The organism is Nocardia sp. NPDC050717, from assembly GCF_040654275.1.
Lineage (GTDB): Bacteria > Actinomycetota > Actinomycetes > Mycobacteriales > Mycobacteriaceae > Nocardia.
Genome location: NZ_JBFAHR010000012.1, coordinates 53516 through 67613 on the forward strand (window position 1 = coordinate 53516; position 14098 = coordinate 67613).

General features: G+C 70.1%; 16 protein-coding genes. 12 read left to right on the plus strand and 4 right to left on the minus strand.

Going from position 1 to position 14098, the window contains the following annotated elements; genetic code table 11:
- Positions 1–20: 20 nt before the first annotated feature.
- The 3 genes from AB0H56_RS22970 (at position 21) to AB0H56_RS22980 (ending at position 2265) form a co-directional block, all read left to right on the plus strand.
- On the plus strand, positions 21–776 hold the full coding sequence (locus AB0H56_RS22970; RefSeq protein ID WP_357167143.1) for a carboxypeptidase-like regulatory domain-containing protein: 756 nt from the start codon (positions 21–23) through the stop codon (positions 774–776).
- Positions 776–1597: a YceI family protein gene (locus AB0H56_RS22975; RefSeq protein ID WP_357166772.1), complete on the plus strand. Its 822-nt coding sequence runs from the start codon at positions 776–778 to the stop codon at positions 1595–1597. The genes AB0H56_RS22970 and AB0H56_RS22975 overlap by 1 nt, the downstream gene beginning before the upstream one ends.
- Positions 1598–1743: 146 nt before the next feature.
- Positions 1744–2265, plus strand: coding sequence for an OsmC family protein (locus AB0H56_RS22980; protein ID WP_357166775.1), 522 nt, complete (start codon positions 1744–1746; stop codon positions 2263–2265).
- Positions 2266–2272: 7 nt separating this feature from the next.
- On the opposite strand, the gene AB0H56_RS22985 is transcribed toward AB0H56_RS22980, so the two are convergent.
- Positions 2273–2563, minus strand: coding sequence for a hypothetical protein (locus AB0H56_RS22985; RefSeq protein ID WP_357166778.1), 291 nt, complete (start codon positions 2561–2563; stop codon positions 2273–2275).
- 143 nt (positions 2564–2706) lie between these two features.
- Positions 2707–3153, minus strand: coding sequence for an NUDIX hydrolase (locus AB0H56_RS22990; protein WP_357166781.1), 447 nt, complete (start codon positions 3151–3153; stop codon positions 2707–2709).
- A 448-nt stretch (positions 3154–3601) separates the two neighbouring features.
- Between AB0H56_RS22990 and AB0H56_RS22995 the strand changes: the two genes are divergently transcribed.
- The 4 genes from AB0H56_RS22995 (at position 3602) to AB0H56_RS23010 (ending at position 6890) form a co-directional block, all read left to right on the plus strand.
- Positions 3602–4702: a ThiF family adenylyltransferase gene (locus AB0H56_RS22995; RefSeq protein ID WP_357166784.1), complete on the plus strand. Its 1101-nt coding sequence runs from the start codon at positions 3602–3604 to the stop codon at positions 4700–4702.
- Complete coding sequence (locus AB0H56_RS23000; RefSeq protein WP_357166787.1) at positions 4699–5331, plus strand: GNAT family protein; 633 nt, start codon at positions 4699–4701, stop codon at positions 5329–5331. The genes AB0H56_RS22995 and AB0H56_RS23000 overlap by 4 nt, the downstream gene beginning before the upstream one ends.
- A gap of 175 nt (positions 5332–5506) precedes the next feature.
- Positions 5507–6481 (plus strand): AraC family transcriptional regulator, encoded by a 975-nt coding sequence (locus AB0H56_RS23005; RefSeq protein ID WP_357166790.1) that lies wholly within the window; start codon positions 5507–5509, stop codon positions 6479–6481.
- Positions 6482–6677: 196 nt separating this feature from the next.
- Entirely contained in the window at positions 6678–6890 is a 213-nt protein-coding gene (locus tag AB0H56_RS23010; RefSeq protein WP_232998396.1) for a helix-turn-helix transcriptional regulator, read from the plus strand.
- A gap of 74 nt (positions 6891–6964) precedes the next feature.
- Here the strand turns inward: AB0H56_RS23010 and AB0H56_RS23015 are convergent, their stop codons facing one another.
- Together AB0H56_RS23015 and AB0H56_RS23020 are read right to left on the minus strand one after the other, a co-directional pair.
- Complete coding sequence (locus tag AB0H56_RS23015) at positions 6965–8329, minus strand: cutinase family protein (protein WP_357166794.1); 1365 nt, start codon at positions 8327–8329, stop codon at positions 6965–6967.
- A gap of 183 nt (positions 8330–8512) precedes the next feature.
- The gene (locus AB0H56_RS23020) at positions 8513–8872 is read right to left on the minus strand and encodes a helix-turn-helix domain-containing protein (RefSeq protein WP_357166797.1); all 360 of its coding nucleotides are present in this window, start codon (positions 8870–8872) and stop codon (positions 8513–8515) included.
- Positions 8873–8909: 37 nt separating this feature from the next.
- Between AB0H56_RS23020 and AB0H56_RS23025 the strand changes: the two genes are divergently transcribed.
- The 5 genes from AB0H56_RS23025 to AB0H56_RS23045 all read left to right on the plus strand — a co-directional run bounded on the left by AB0H56_RS23025 (position 8910) and on the right by AB0H56_RS23045 (position 13441).
- On the plus strand, positions 8910–9311 hold the full coding sequence (locus tag AB0H56_RS23025) for a VOC family protein (protein WP_357166800.1): 402 nt from the start codon (positions 8910–8912) through the stop codon (positions 9309–9311).
- Positions 9312–9459: 148 nt separating this feature from the next.
- Complete coding sequence (locus tag AB0H56_RS23030; protein WP_357166802.1) at positions 9460–9960, plus strand: 2Fe-2S iron-sulfur cluster-binding protein; 501 nt, start codon at positions 9460–9462, stop codon at positions 9958–9960.
- Complete coding sequence (locus AB0H56_RS23035) at positions 9957–10946, plus strand: xanthine dehydrogenase family protein subunit M (RefSeq protein WP_357166805.1); 990 nt, start codon at positions 9957–9959, stop codon at positions 10944–10946. The genes AB0H56_RS23030 and AB0H56_RS23035 overlap by 4 nt, the downstream gene beginning before the upstream one ends.
- Positions 10946–13033 carry a xanthine dehydrogenase family protein molybdopterin-binding subunit gene (locus tag AB0H56_RS23040; protein WP_357166808.1) on the plus strand — a complete coding sequence of 696 codons (2088 nt, stop codon included), beginning with the start codon at positions 10946–10948 and terminating at the stop codon, positions 13031–13033. The genes AB0H56_RS23035 and AB0H56_RS23040 overlap by 1 nt, the downstream gene beginning before the upstream one ends.
- A 90-nt stretch (positions 13034–13123) precedes the next feature.
- A complete protein-coding gene (locus tag AB0H56_RS23045) occupies positions 13124–13441 on the plus strand; it encodes a hypothetical protein (protein ID WP_357166811.1) in 318 nt (105 codons plus the stop codon).
- Positions 13442–14098: the final 657 nt, after the last annotated feature.

Consider the following 14098-nt stretch of genomic DNA (forward strand, 5'->3'; position numbering starts at 1 on the left):
GCAGTGATGGCGGCGGGACGGTGGACGGTCACGTGCGCCGCGAAAACGGCCAGGTGCTCCCGGACGCGGTGCTGACCTTGATCGATCCGGCCGGCCGCCAGGTCGCGCGGGCGAGCAGTGCGGCCGACGGTGGCTACGCGATCAGCGCGCCGACGACCGGGAGCCATGTCCTGATCGTGTCGGCGATGGGTTACCAGCCGACCGCGGTCAACGTGTCGGTCGGTACCCGGCCCCAGCGCGTGGATCTCACCCTGGTGGGTTCCGGCGAGTTGTCGGGTGTCGTTCGCGCCGCCCGCGACGGTGCGCCGTTGCCGGGCGCGACCATCACTTTGACCGACCTGCGCGGTGAGGTGGTCGGCGCGGCCGTCACGGGCGGCGACGGCGCGTACACGTGCGGGAGCGTGGTCTCGGGTGTCTACACCTTGGTCGCGGCCGCCGAGCACATGCGCCCGAGCGCGGTCACCTTGACGGTGCCCGACAGCGGTGTGCTCCGCCACGACATCACGTTGTCCGCGATGACGGTCCTGACCGGATCCGCGCGCGCCGAGGACGGCAGGGCCGTGCCCGACGCCCTGGTGAGCGTGCTCGACGCCGCGGGCGACGTGACCGCGACCGTCCGCACCGATGAGAACGGCCGCTACGTCGTGCCCGACCTGCTCGAGGGTCGGTACACCGTGATCGCCCGCGGCTACCCGCCCGTGACCGATCAGGTGACCGTGGCCGGGGCCGAGGTCGCCCATGACGTGCGGCTCGGCTACGAGCCCGAGGATCGCTGATGAGCGGGTTGACCGGCCGGGTCCGTACCGCGGAGGGCTGGCCGGTGCCGAACGCGGTGCTGACCGTGACCGACATGTCCGGCCGTCAGATCGCCCGCGCGGTCGCCGACGAGACCGGCACGGTGCGGACCGAACCCCTGGCCGCCGGGACGCACACCGCCGTGCTCACCGCGATCGGGTTCGAACCGGTGGCGCGGATCGCACAGATCTCCGCGGCCGGATCGGGTGCGGTCGGTGAGGTGGTGCTGGTGCCCGAGGCGGGCGCGGTCACCTCGCCGCCGCCGGGGCCGTGGACCATCGATCCGGCGCACTCGACGGTGATCGCCACCGCGCGGCACCTGGGCATCGCGAGTATCAAGGCCCGATTCGCACAGGTGAGCGGGCGGCTCGAGATCGCCGAGCAGTTCGAGCGATCGACGGGGCACGCGGAGATCCAGGCGGCCGGTATCGACACCGGGATCGCGATGCGTGACGATCATCTGCGGTCGCCGGAGTTCCTCGATGTCGCCGCCTATCCGACGATCGCCTTCACCGGTCTCGGGTTCCGCCGCACCGGTGCCGACACCTGGGTGATGCCGGGCGAGCTGACGCTGCACGGACAGCGTCGCCCGATCGAACTCGCGGTGACCTACGGTGGCTGCGGGCCGGATCCGTGGGGCGGCGTACGCGCGGCGTTCCACGCCGAAACCCTGTTGCACCGCAACGATTTCGCGATCGACTACAGCGCGGTCGTGCGTGCGGGAGTGGCCGCCGTCGGCACCACCGTCAAGATCGAACTCGACATCGAGGTCGTCCAGGGCGAGCGGCTGCCCGCGATGTGACCCCGAGGAGCGGTGGCGGACGCCGGGGTGCTCGGGCCGCGGATGAGCTTCGGCGCAGGCCGCGCCGAAAGGTGTTCATCGGTGGTCACTCGTCCCAGACTGGGTGCCGTGGGAGATTCGGCACCTATCGCGAGGGAGACCCTGTCATGACGATCGAAACCCGGAGCACCCTCAACGCTGTCGACCTCGAGGCGGTGGGCGGGCTGGTCGAGGCGATCCGGCAGGATCCCGGCAAGGCCAGGACCACCTGGGGCGCGCACGTGACGTGGAACGGCGCGTTCGCCTCGGCGGCGCGGGTACGGTCCTTCGCCGCGATCCCGTCGGACGAGCCGCGCACGCTGGGCGGTGGCGACACCGCGCCCAACCCGGTCGAGCAGTTGCTGGGTGCGCTGGGCAATTGCCTGGCGGTCGGTTACGCGGCCAATGCCACACTGGCGGGGATCGAGCTGAAGGACCTCCGCATCGATCTGAAAGGCGACCTCGACCTGCACGTCTTTCTCGGTCTGGCACAGGGGCACGCCGGTTTCGAGAAGATCGTGGCGACGGTGCGACTCGACGCCGACGCCACCCCGGAGCAGCTCGCCGATCTGCATGCCCGGGTGGCCGCCAGCTCGCCCGTCGGACACACCCTGCGCAACGCGGTTCCGCTGGAGATCGTCGCGGGCTAGCGCCGCCTCAGCGCCAACGGCGCGAGCGCGCACGGTGTCCGAAGAAGCCGGCCAGCCGGGACTTGCGGCCGTCGGTGCGTGCCCGTAGCGCGGCGTCGGCGAGGTCGGCGAGGTCGTCGGCGAACGCCAGGGCCTCGGCGGTCACGTCGCGACGGAGGCCCTCGGCGAGTCGGCCGATGCCTCGTCCGCGGACTCCGGCGACGGCGCGCGCCTCCTGGGCGAATTCGGCGACCGTGAGCCAGTCCTCCCGTACCTGCTCACGCCACGCACTGAACGATTCCGTGTGACGGGACCTCATCGTCCGCCCTGCCTCTCGTTTGAGTGAACACTTGTACACCGACACTGAAATGGTATCCGGTGGCAGGGGTACCGGCAACAGTCGCTCCGGCGGCGCGGCGGGTGGCCGTCGCGCCCCCGAAAGGTGTTGTGCTCGTGCGTGAGTCAGTGGTGGACGAGATCGCGGTACGCGCCGAGGATGCCGCGGATGGAGGATGTCACCGGGAGCGGGCCGTCGAGCGGCGTCCAGGCGTACCGCGCGTGGGCGGTGAGCTGGATCGGCTCGAACGCCGCCACGTCCACGGCGAAATGCAGGCGCCGCACGGGATGCGCGTCGGGGGACAGGTAGTCGAAATCCCCGACGTGGTAGCGGATTCCGGTGACGACCAGTCCCGTTTCCTCGCGCACTCCGCGAGCGACCGCCTCGGCGAGGGTTTCGCCGGCCCTGACGGTGGCCCCCGGCAGTTTCAGCGGGACCTTGACCGGACCTGTGTCGTCGCGCTCCAGGAGTAGGACCTGTCCGCCGCGATCGATGATGACACCGACTCGCGGTGCGGTGCCGTCGATTTCGGCCTGGCGGGCCAGCGCTGCCAACTCCGACGCGGAGACCATGGGGCGTACCAACTTCCGATTCCGAACCGATGGACTCGACGAATGTAGCGGATGACGACGCTACTCGTCGGTTCGAAAGCCGGGGCCCGCGCGCCCTCGCGGCGTCGAACCCGGGGAAGCGCGGAGCCCGGCGGGTGGCGACGTGCGACCGGTGCTTGCGGGATTATTGCGAGAGTGCGCATAAGTGCGCGATTCGATCGACTCCGGCTGTCGATCCGATCCGCCATCGTCGCAGTGTGCCTCTGGTCGAGCCGCGCCATGCCGGTGGACCGAAGGTCAGTTTGCTGGAGGTGTGCTGTATGTATCCTCTGCTCGTCCTGATTGACAGCGGCGAGCGGGTTTTCGTTCGCCTCGAGTGTCGGAGGTTTGTGCACCCATGGTTCGGCATCGCTCGGTTCCGCGTCCGGCGGTACTCACGCCCGGCCCTGCGATCTCGCCATTCCGTCCCGTGCTGCTCGATGCGTCGAGCGAGGAAGGGTTACGCGACCTGGAATCGCTGGCGGCCTCGGGCGCTGTCCACGCGGTGCACGACACGATCGACGAGCAACTCGACGAGCTGATCCGGTGCGCCGACCCGGCATTCGCGCACACGCCGGACACCCTGGGCGCGTGGCGGCGCCGGATCTGTGGCGAGATTCCGTTGTGGCGGTGGGGAACCTGGGTGTTCTACCCGTGGACCGGGCAGCTGGTGCATGTGCTGCCGCGCGCGGCCTTCGAGCGGGTGCGGGCCGATCGGAATCGCGACAAGATCGACCGCGCGCGGCAACGGGATCTGCGCGGGTGCCGGATCGGGGTGATCGGGCTGTCGGTGGGCAACAGCGCGGCGGTGACACTGGCGATGGAAGGCGTCGGCGGTTCGTTCCGCTTGGCCGACTTCGACACCGTCGGGCTGTCGAACCTGAACCGCCTGCGGGCGGGGGTCGGTGATCTCGGCGTGTCCAAGGCGGTGCTGGCGGCGCGCCAGATGTTCGAGTTCGACCCGTATCTGGACATCGAGGTGTTCACCGACGGTTTGACCGAGGACTCGATCGGGCCGTTCTTCGACGGCGTGGACGGCAGCGGGTCGCTGGACCTGCTGGTCGAGGAGTGCGACACGGTGTGGGCGAAGGTCGCCGCGCGTGAGTACGCGCGCAGCCGGGAGATCCCGGTGCTGATGGACACCAACGATCGCGGCATGCTGGATGTGGAACGCTTCGATCTCGAACCCCGGCGCCCGCTGTTCCACGGCCGCTCCGGCGGGGTCACCGCGTCCGAGGTCGCGCGGATGAACCGCCGCGAGCAACTGTCGCTGCTGCTGGACGTGGTCGACGAGCCGCGACTGAGTCCGGCGATGCGGGTCGCGATCGGGGAGATCGGCCGCAGCCTGTCGAGCTGGCCGCAACTCGCGTCCGGGGTGATGCTCGGTGGCGCCCTGGTGGCGGATACCGCACGCCGGATCCTGCTCGGCGAGCTGATCCCGTCGGGGCGCACCTACGTGGACCTCGACCAGCTCATCCCCGCGATCAGCTTCTCGCCGGAACTGGAGCTGGCGATGGAGGAAGTCCGATGACCATCGACCTGCGCGAGGTGGAACTGGACGGCAAGCGGCTGCGGTTGCGCGATCTGCGTGCCGACGATCTCGGCGTCTACCAGCGGATCTTCACCGATCCGCAGCTGACCCGATTCATGGGCGCCGACAGCATGGGCGTCCGGGCGGCCGCGGCGGCGTTCGACGCGGCCCTGCGTGCCAAGGGCGAGAGCCCGCGCCGCAAATACACGCTGGCGATCACGGCACCCGGTGCGGACACCATGGTCGGCACCATCAGCCTGCTGGTCGAGGACTACGGCAGCAACGCGATGATCGGCGGCCTGGTCGTGGTTCCGGAGGGGGCGCTGCGAGCGGGCGGCATCGAGGCGGGCAGGCTCCTGGCGGCATTCGCCTTCGGCCCGCTCGGCATCCACCGGGTCTGGGCCGGGCACCGGCACGATCATCCGGTGATGGACACGGTGATGGCGGGAGTGGGCTTGACACCGGAGGCGCGGCTGCGGCAGCTGTACCGCACCCAGGGGCGGTGGCACGACGTGTGCACCTACGCCGCTGTGCGGCCGGAATGGGTTGCGACAGCGACCGATACCGAGCGCCGGATTCTCGCGCTCCGGCCCGGCGCGGCACGGGAACACGCCACGGCGGGTCGGTGAAGCCGGCGCCGAACCCGGACGAAACGGGTTCCGGGCGGGGCCGTGGCGCGCTACCATCGCCGACAACAGGCCCCAGGCAATCACCTTTTGCCCGAATCGCCTCCACCCCAAACGCGTAGCGGTCGGCGACGGGAGGGACTCCACCGCCGACGAGAACTCGAAGTGGAGATCGTCAATGGCAGTGCTGATCGACTCCGACTATTTCGCGCCGACCGACCGGCGGGAGGCCGTCACCGCGATCCTGCAGGAAGCCGACCTCGGCGCGAACCTGCAGATGTGGGACGCGCCGGCCGAGGTGGTGAGCCGGCACCAGTCCTGGCTGCTCGGACCGATCGCGCTCACCCGCTCGGAGGTGTCCGGGCACCAGGTCTGGCGCACCAGGCGGCACGAGCAATCCACCCCCAGCGACACCCTGACGGTGACCGTGCAGCACGGACAGGTCCGCAGGCACGAACAGTTCGGCGCCCAGACGCTGATCGAGCCGGGCGCCTGCGAGGTGATCGACCTGGCCACCACCTTCGCTTCCGGCTGGCACGGTCTCGGCGGCACGCTGTGCCTGCAGCTGTCGAGGGAACGCCTCGGCATCTCGCCGGAACTGGTCGTCGCGGCGCACGGGCGGCTGGCCGCGTCGCCGCTGTACCCGATGGTGACCGCCCAGATCCAGCACCTGGTCAGGATCGCCGACCAGCTCGAAACCGACCCGGCCGCCGCCTCGCTGGGCGAGTCGTGCATGGAAATGGTTCGGGCGCTGCTGATCTCGGCCGCCGGGCGCGGGCCGGGTGACGGCGGCGCCATCCCGGATCAGCTGATGATCGAGCAGATCCTCGGGTACGTGCGGACCCACCTGTCCGACTCGGACCTGAAGATCCCCGCGATCGCGGCCGCCAACAACATCTCCGTGCGGCACCTGTACAAGGTGTGCGCGCAGTCGGGGGTCAGCCTCGAGCAGTGGATCATCGAGCAACGGCTGTTCCGGGCCCGTGACATGCTGATCGACCGGGGCTACGCGCACCGGTCCATCGGCGCCGTGGCCGGTGCCGTCGGCTTCCGCGACGCCGCCCACTTCTCCCGGCGGTTCCGTGAGGCGTTCGGGATGACGCCGCGGGACTGGCGCCGCAGCGCCGCCGAGACGGACACCCCGCCGAAGTAGCCGCGGCACGGCCTCGACTGCACGCACGTTTGTGCGTGCACAGTCAGGTGGTGTGCACGCACAGCCTCCTTCGACGATCGATTCGCCGATATCTTTCGAATGTGGCTGCGCGAGGCCGCTTCAGGAGTACGAGGGTCGCCGACGGGCACCCCCGCCGGGGCAGTCCGTGCGAGGACGTCGAGAGAGAGGGGAGACCATGTCGACGATCGGCAAAGCGATTCGGGCGGCACGGATGGCCTCCGGATTCACGCAGGCGGAGTTGGCCGACTGGATCGGGATTTCGGACGCAAACCAGATCAGCCGTTGGGAACGCGATGTGGTGACACCCAGTGCCGGAAACGTCGGCGAGCTGTCCCGGGTTCTCGGGGTGCGTCTCGACAACTCGGTCGGCAACGCGGTGTCGTGTTGATCTGACGCTGTGGCGTCGGCTCGAAACGGATCGAGCCGACGCGGCAGCGGGCGATGGGCGGTGGGCTCGCCGGGTTACGAATTCACCTGGGAACTCAGGTAGTTCAGGAGCAGGTGCACGTCCTCGCCGTAGTCGATGTGGGCGGCGGAGGCGTAGAAGTTCGCCATGTCCACGCCTTGGCGGGCCAGTTGGACGAGCTCGTCGACGCCGGCGGGGTCGGCGAGGGTGAGCAGGGCGCGGGTGGTGGTGTGCAGGTCGGCGCGCAGGCCCGCGGTGACGGGGCCGAGCACGGTGCCGGTGAGGTCGGCGCCGGTGGCGGCGAGGTGGGCGAGGTCGGCCGCGGCGGCGAGCGGATCGTTGCGGTCGAGGGATTCGACCGCGCGCCAGAGGATCTCCTGGATCTGACCGACTCGCTCGGCGATGGTCAGGAGATCGAGCTGGGTGAGGGCGTCGGCGATCAGGCTGACCGCCGCGGTCCAGCCTGCGGGGTCGACGGCGGCGGCAGCGCGGATGACCTGGGCGACCAGGGCGCGGTCCACCCCGGCGGCGGCCTGGACCAGCGGGGCGAGGGCCGCGTTCACCGCGCGTGCGGTCTGGTGGGCGCCACGGATGTCGCCCGCGGCGACGAGGTCGGGGAGGCGGGTGAGGTCGTCGGCGATGGTGGGCAGGTTCGCCGCGGTGGCCGTCCATCCGGCACCCATGGTGACGGCTTGCTCGATCAGGCTGCGGGGATCGACCGTGGCGGGGACCACGTCGGCGATCGGCGACGGGTCGCCGCTGAGCACCCGGCCGACGACGGCGAGGAACGGCGAGGTGGCGGCATCGAGCGAGCAGTACAGGTCGCCCTCGGCGCACACGGTGCGCACCCGCTCGGTCAACGCGCCGAAGTCCCGGCTGCGTGCCCCCGCGATGCCGTAACCGGGCTGCGGGTTGCCCAGGGAGAGCGTGGTATCCGGGTCCCGATGCGGATCGGCCAGCAGTCCGACGCCGACCACTCGATCCGCGTCGAGCGGGCCATCGCCGTTGCCGATCTCGGTGGCGAGATCGCCGATCCCGTCCGCGCCCTGGCTGTAGCCGGCGAGGACGACCCGGGTCGAGTCGCACAGGCCGCGCAGCAGGCCGTGCAGGCGCGATTCCAGGGTGCTCAGCGACTCCGCGTAGGTCAGCCCCAGGTCGAAAGCACTCGCGGCATAGGGGACGTAGAGCACCGTGATGTCCTCGCCGAACTGCCGCCGCAGGCCGTCACCGAGGGGCTGCAGCATCCCGACGGGCACCGTGGGATCCGCGTCCGACGTCGTCTCCCAGGTACCCGGGGCGAGAATCGCGGTGTAGGGGGTGCAGGACCGCGGGCCATCCGACTGCGCCCGCGCGGTCCCGACCGCCGTGGTCCCCACCGCGAGCACGGCCGCGACCAGCGTCGCCGTAGCGGATCTCGACAACCTGTTCATCGTCCAATTCCTCTGTTGCCGAAGGAGATTCGAGACGGCTCGGCGGCCCCGAGCGGCCGCCGAACCGTCGTGCCCAATTCTCGCCACCGCCCGCCGGTTCCGTCGGCACTTTCAGACACATTTTCATTTCAGATCTGATGCCGGGGTCGGCGCGCCCGGAGTGGTGGCGTGTGGCTAGGCCGCGGGGTGGCCTGCGGTGAGGAGTGAGTGGAGGTGGGTTCGTGACCAGTCGCAGAGTCCGTGCACAGTGGTCAGCAGGTCGGCACCGGCGGGCGTGAGGGAATAGTCGACGCGGGGATTGGCGGTGTGGTGGTCGTGGCGCGCGACGATTCCGTCGGCTTCCAGTCCGCGCAGGGTCTGGGTGAGCATCTTGTAGCTGATGCCGTCGACCGATCGGTGCAGCTCGGCGAATCGCCGTTCGCCCGTCCCGAGTGCCTCGAGGACCGGCAGCGCCCACTTCGTGGACAGCGTCGCGAAGATCCGGCGAGCGACCGCGGCCGCCTGCCCCTGCTGGTCGGGTTCGCCGACGGTCATGGGGAGCCTCTCACCTCGAAGTGCGTACTTACCCTCGATGAGCATCGACCCTACCGTCGTGCTGGTGAAGATCCTCAAGACCTACGCTCGGCTGTTCGTCGCCGACCTGGACTCCGCCCTCCCACACTACGAGCGGCTCGTCGGCGCCACCGCCGACCTGCGCTTCGGTTTCGAACGAGCCGACATCGCGGCCGTCGGTGACTTCCTGCTCATCGCCGGGCCGCCGGACGGCGTCGACGGATATCGGGGCACCGTCGGTCCCGTGATCGTGGACGACCTCGACGCGGCACGGCGCTTCGTCCTCGACATCGGTGGTGCCGTGACCGGCGGTCCGCTGTCCTCGGCGACCGGACAGGTGCTGTACGCGCGGCATCCCGACGGCACGCAGGTCGAATACGTGGAGTGGCATCCCGAGATTCGCGCGCGCGTGCTCGGTTGACGCGCTGGGGCGCGCAGCAGCGGCGGCTTGGTACCGTGGCACGTGGTGTGCGCGAGCACACGCGGTGCGGAGTTGCTGGTGGCAGGCCGGAGACCGGTCGGTCGCGAAAGTCGGTGGAACCGTAGTCCCACAGGCGAGAGGCCATTCGATGCGCGCGTGGATCAGCTTGACCGTCGACGGACAATCCCGGGACGTGGAGGTCGACACCCGGGCCACGGTGCTCGACGTCCTGCGTGAGCAGCTGGGCGTCGTCAGCCCGAAGAAGGGGTGCGATCACGGACAGTGCGGATCGTGCACCGTGCTGCTGGACGGGCGCAGGGCGGTGGTGTGCCTGGCCCTGGCCGTCGCCCACGACGGCGCCACGATCGTCACCGCCGACGGGCTCGCCGACGGCGACCGCCTGCACCCGGTGCAACAGGCCTTCCTCGACCACGACGGGTTCCAGTGCGGCTACTGCACGCCGGGCCAGATCTGTTCGGCGGTCGGCATGCTCGACGAGGTGCGGGCGGGAGCCCCCAGCCACGTCACCGACCCCACCGCGGGTGTCGAACTGTCCGCCGCGGAGATCCGCGAACGCATGAGCGGGAACCTGTGTCGCTGCGGGGCCTATCCGAACATCGTCGCGGCGATCCAGGAGGTCGCACGATGAGGGAATTCGCCTACGAGCGCGCCACCGACCCGGCACGCGCGGTGGCCCTCGTCCACGCCGACCCCGACGCCGTGTTCCTCGGGGCGGGAACCAATCTCGTCGATCACCTCAAACTCGGCATCACCGCGCCGGGCACGCTGGTCGACGTGAGCGGGCTCCCGCTCGGCGAGGTGAGCGAACGCCCCGACGGCGGCGTGCGCGTCGGCGCGACCGTGCGCAACGCGGAGCTGGCCGCGCATCCGCTGATCCGCGCGCGCTATCCCGTGCTGTCGGCCGCGCTGCTGGCCGGCGCGTCGCCACAACTGCGCAATCTCGCCACCACCGGCGGCAACCTGCTGCAACGCACCCGGTGCGCCTACTTCCAGGATCCGAGCACGCCCTGCAACAAGCGGGCACCGGGCAGCGGGTGTTCGGCGATCGACGGCTTCGACCGCGAACACGCGGTGCTCGGCGCCTCGGAACACTGCATCGCCACCCATCCCTCGGACATGGCGGTGGCGCTGACCGCGCTGGACGCGGTCGTGCGGGTACTCGGCCCGAGCGGCGAACGCGCGATTCCCGTCGTCGATCTGTACCGGCTCCCCGGCGACGCGCCCGAGCGCGACACCGTCCTCGAACACGGTGACCTGATCACCGCGGTCGACCTGCCCCCGCTCCAGCCGGCGGCCCGATCCGGCTACCGCAAGGTCCGCGACCGGGCGTCGTTCGCGTTCGCGCTGGTGTCGGTGGCCGCGGTCCTCGACATCGCCGACGGTGTCGTGCGCGACGCCGGAATCGCCTTCGGCGGGCTGGCGCACACACCGTGGCGAGCGCGCACCGCCGAAGCGGCCCTGCGCGGTCGCGCCGCCACCGACGCCGAGTTCGCCGCCGCCGCGACGGCCGAACTCGCCGCGGCGCGGCCACGCAGGCACAACGGATTCAAGATCCCGCTGGCCCGGCGAGTCCTCGTCGCCACCCTGCGCGACCTGACCGCGCGGGAGTTCTGATGGGCTCCGCGCCGCGCGCCTGCGGCATCGGCGCTTCGCCCACCCGCGTCGACGGGCCTGCCAAACTGCGCGGTCGCGCGCCGTACGCGCTGGAGCATCCGCTCACCGATCCCGTGCACGCCCACCCGATCCAGGCGTCGATCACCCGCGGCCGGATCCGTGCGATCGACGTCGGCGCCGCCGAGCGGATGGACGGCGTTCTCGCCGTGCTGACGCACCACAACGCGCCGCGGCTGGCGCACACCGACGACAAGGAACTGAGCATCCTGCAGGACACGGAGATCGCGTTCCGCGGGCAGTTGATCGGCGCGGTCGTCGCGACCGGTCCCGAGGTGGCCAGGGAGGCGGCGGCACGGGTGCGCGTCACCTACGACGAGAGTCCCGCCGACGTCGTGCTCAGCGCCGAGCGTGCCGACCTCTACACCCCGGACGTCCTCGACGGCGGCTTCGACTCCGACACCACCGTCGGCGATGTGGACGCGGCGCTCGCGATCGCCCCCGTCGGCATCGACCACACCTACACGACCCCGATGGTCCACAACAATCCGATGGAACCGCACGCCACCGTCGCCCACCTGACCGACGAGGGGCTGGTGTTGTTCGACTCGACACAGGGCCCGCACGTGGTGGCCGCGACGATCGGCCCGCTGTTCGGTCTCCCGCCCGAGCGGGTGCGGGTCATCGCGCCGTACGTCGGCGGCGGCTTCGGATCCAAGGGGGAGCCGCACGCGCACATCGTGCTGGCCGTGATGGCCGCGACACTCGTCGGCGGCCGTCCGGTGAAACTCCCGCTGACCAGGCAGCAGTTGTTCGCGCTGGCCGGATATCGGACTCCGACCATCCAGCGGATCCGGCTCGGCGCGCACCGCGACGGGACCCTCACCGCGATCGCGCACGACGTGGTCGAACAGGTCTCCACGGTCAAGGCCTACGCCGAGCAGACGGCGGTGTCCTCGCGCGTGATGTACGCCGCCGCCAACCGCCGTACCTCGCACCGGCTCGCGGCGCTCGACGTGCCGGTCTCGTCGTGGATGCGGGCGCCCGGACACTGCCCGGGGATGTTCGCGGGGGAGACGGCGATGGACGAGCTCGCGGTCGCGCTCGGGATGGACCCGATCGCGCTGCGCGTCCACAACGAGCCCGAGGTCGACCCGGAGTCGGGACGGCCGTTCTCCAGCCGCGGCCTGGTCGACTGCCTGCGCGCGGGAGCGGAGCGGTTCGGGTGGGCCGATCGCGATCCGGCACCGCGCGCGCGACGACAGGGGCGCTGGCTGGTCGGCTCGGGGGTCGCGGCGGCGACCTATCCCGCGCAGGTGTCGGGCGGCAACAGCGCGCGCGTGCGCCGCAGTGGGGACCGCTACGAGGTCGAGATCGACGCGATGGACATCGGCACCGGCACCTGGACGACATTGCGTCAGATCGCCGCCGACGCGCTCGCGGTGGACTTCGACCGGATCGAGCTGCGCATCGGTGACTCCCGCCTGCCCGCCGCCTCGGTGGCGGGCGGCTCCAGCGGTATGGCGTCGTGGGGGTCGGCCGTGGTGGCCGCGGCGCGAGCGCTGCGGGAGCGCTACGGCCCCTACCCCGACGACGGTGCCGAGGTCACCGTCGAAGCGCCGAAAGATCCCGAGCGCGAGAACTTCTCGACCCACGCCTTCGGCGCGCATTTCGCCGAGGTCCGGGTCGACGTCGACACGGGCGAGATCCGCGTGCCGCGCGTGGTCGCGGTGTTCGGCGCGGGCCGCATCATCAATCCGCGGACGGCTCGTTCCCAGTTCCTCGGCGGCATCACGATGGGGATCTCGATGGCCCTGTGGGAGGAGAGCCTGTTCGATCCGCGCCTGGGCCAGGTGGTCAACCATGATCTGGCGGGCTACCACATCCCCGTCAACGCCGACATCGGCGACATCGACGTGAGCTGGGTCGAGGAACACGACGCCCACGTCAATCCGATGGGCAGCAAGGGAATCGGGGAGATCGGCATCGTCGGCTCGGCCGCCGCGGTCGGCAACGCGGTCTACCACGCCACCGGCGTACGCGTGCGTGCGCTGCCCATCCAGGTCGAGGACCTGCTCGACGCGTTGTGAGCGGCCGCTGATTGCTTTCGTCCAAAGCGGCTATGTCTGTCGTGAGGAGCCTTCGTTGGCGCACGGTCGAGGACAGAGGTGAACGGGACGATGGACAAGCGGAAGACGGTGTTCGCGGCGGCGCTGATGCTGGCGCTCGTGAGTGGTTCCACCGGATGTGACGAGGTGGAAGAAGCGGTCAACAAGGGCGGTGACACCAGTTGCAGCGAGTTCACCGCCCAGGACCCGGAGGACAAGCGCACCACGGTGACGAAATTCCTGGAGGAGGAGCGCCGTGACAATGCGTCGCTGGATCAGAACTCCCTCGACCTCGCGGTGGCGGCGATCGATCTGATGTGCGGCGCCCAGGCGAATCCGGACACGCCCATCCGGGAAGCGGACCTCACCGGCGTACTGGTGCCGAAATAGGTTCAGCTGTCGGGTTACCCATCCCCCGCGAAGGACCCGCACCGCCGCAGCCGCGCCGGCAACTCGCCGACATCGACCCGCCCGACTCGCGGGGTCGGGCGCGGTGGCGGGGCGAATTCCTTGGTGCGCGGCATGTTTGGCGATGCTAGAGCTTTCGTGACTGATCGGTCAAGTATTCGAGGCCGAAAGGTCACGCGCACCTGTCGACGGCGCGAAGCCGCGGCGGACTCCCGCTCGATGTTCGCGATCGATCCCTCGCACCGGGTGACCAGCGTGAGCGTAATGGACGGTTGACAAGCTCGAGACCGGACAAATACTGTTCGGTAACCATGAATCCTGTGCTGTCTTACGAGAATCCGAGAGGGCCGCTGTTGCAATTCACATCCCCGTAGCGTAGGGGCAAGGACGCACCTCGCTCGGGCATTACTCCCTCTTGCGCACGTCTCGGCCTTGTGGCCTGCCCCGTAGCGTTTCTCGAACCCGAAGATGTATCGCATCATTCGGGTCATTTGCGCTGCGAACTCGACGGCAGCGAAATATGTGACAGCCGACCGGAATTGTCTGAGTCGGTCTCTGCGCAAATAGTAGCAGAATTTTCAGTTTAAAACGCGAACTCATGGTGACGGGGGGTCACTGCATGCGCTGAGGAAGGATGTT

What these genes read in the sequence shown, in the direction of transcription:
- AB0H56_RS22975 (WP_357166772.1), top strand. Translation starts at nt 776, where the DNA reads ATGAGCGGGTTGACCGGCCGGGTCCGTACCGCGGAGGGCTGGCCGGTG.
- AB0H56_RS22980 (WP_357166775.1), top strand. Translation starts at nt 1,744, where the DNA reads ATGACGATCGAAACCCGGAGCACCCTCAACGCTGTCGACCTCGAGGCG.
- AB0H56_RS22985 (WP_357166778.1), bottom strand. Translation starts at nt 2,563, where the DNA reads ATGAGGTCCCGTCACACGGAATCGTTCAGTGCGTGGCGTGAGCAGGTA.
- AB0H56_RS22990 (WP_357166781.1), bottom strand. Translation starts at nt 3,153, where the DNA reads ATGGTCTCCGCGTCGGAGTTGGCAGCGCTGGCCCGCCAGGCCGAAATC.
- AB0H56_RS23000 (WP_357166787.1), top strand. Translation starts at nt 4,699, where the DNA reads ATGACCATCGACCTGCGCGAGGTGGAACTGGACGGCAAGCGGCTGCGG.
- AB0H56_RS23005 (WP_357166790.1), top strand. Translation starts at nt 5,507, where the DNA reads ATGGCAGTGCTGATCGACTCCGACTATTTCGCGCCGACCGACCGGCGG.
- AB0H56_RS23010 (WP_232998396.1), top strand. Translation starts at nt 6,678, where the DNA reads ATGTCGACGATCGGCAAAGCGATTCGGGCGGCACGGATGGCCTCCGGA.
- AB0H56_RS23020 (WP_357166797.1), bottom strand. Translation starts at nt 8,872, where the DNA reads ATGACCGTCGGCGAACCCGACCAGCAGGGGCAGGCGGCCGCGGTCGCT.
- AB0H56_RS23025 (WP_357166800.1), top strand. Translation starts at nt 8,910, where the DNA reads ATGAGCATCGACCCTACCGTCGTGCTGGTGAAGATCCTCAAGACCTAC.
- AB0H56_RS23030 (WP_357166802.1), top strand. Translation starts at nt 9,460, where the DNA reads ATGCGCGCGTGGATCAGCTTGACCGTCGACGGACAATCCCGGGACGTG.
- AB0H56_RS23035 (WP_357166805.1), top strand. Translation starts at nt 9,957, where the DNA reads ATGAGGGAATTCGCCTACGAGCGCGCCACCGACCCGGCACGCGCGGTG.
- AB0H56_RS23040 (WP_357166808.1), top strand. Translation starts at nt 10,946, where the DNA reads ATGGGCTCCGCGCCGCGCGCCTGCGGCATCGGCGCTTCGCCCACCCGC.
- AB0H56_RS23045 (WP_357166811.1), top strand. Translation starts at nt 13,124, where the DNA reads ATGGACAAGCGGAAGACGGTGTTCGCGGCGGCGCTGATGCTGGCGCTC.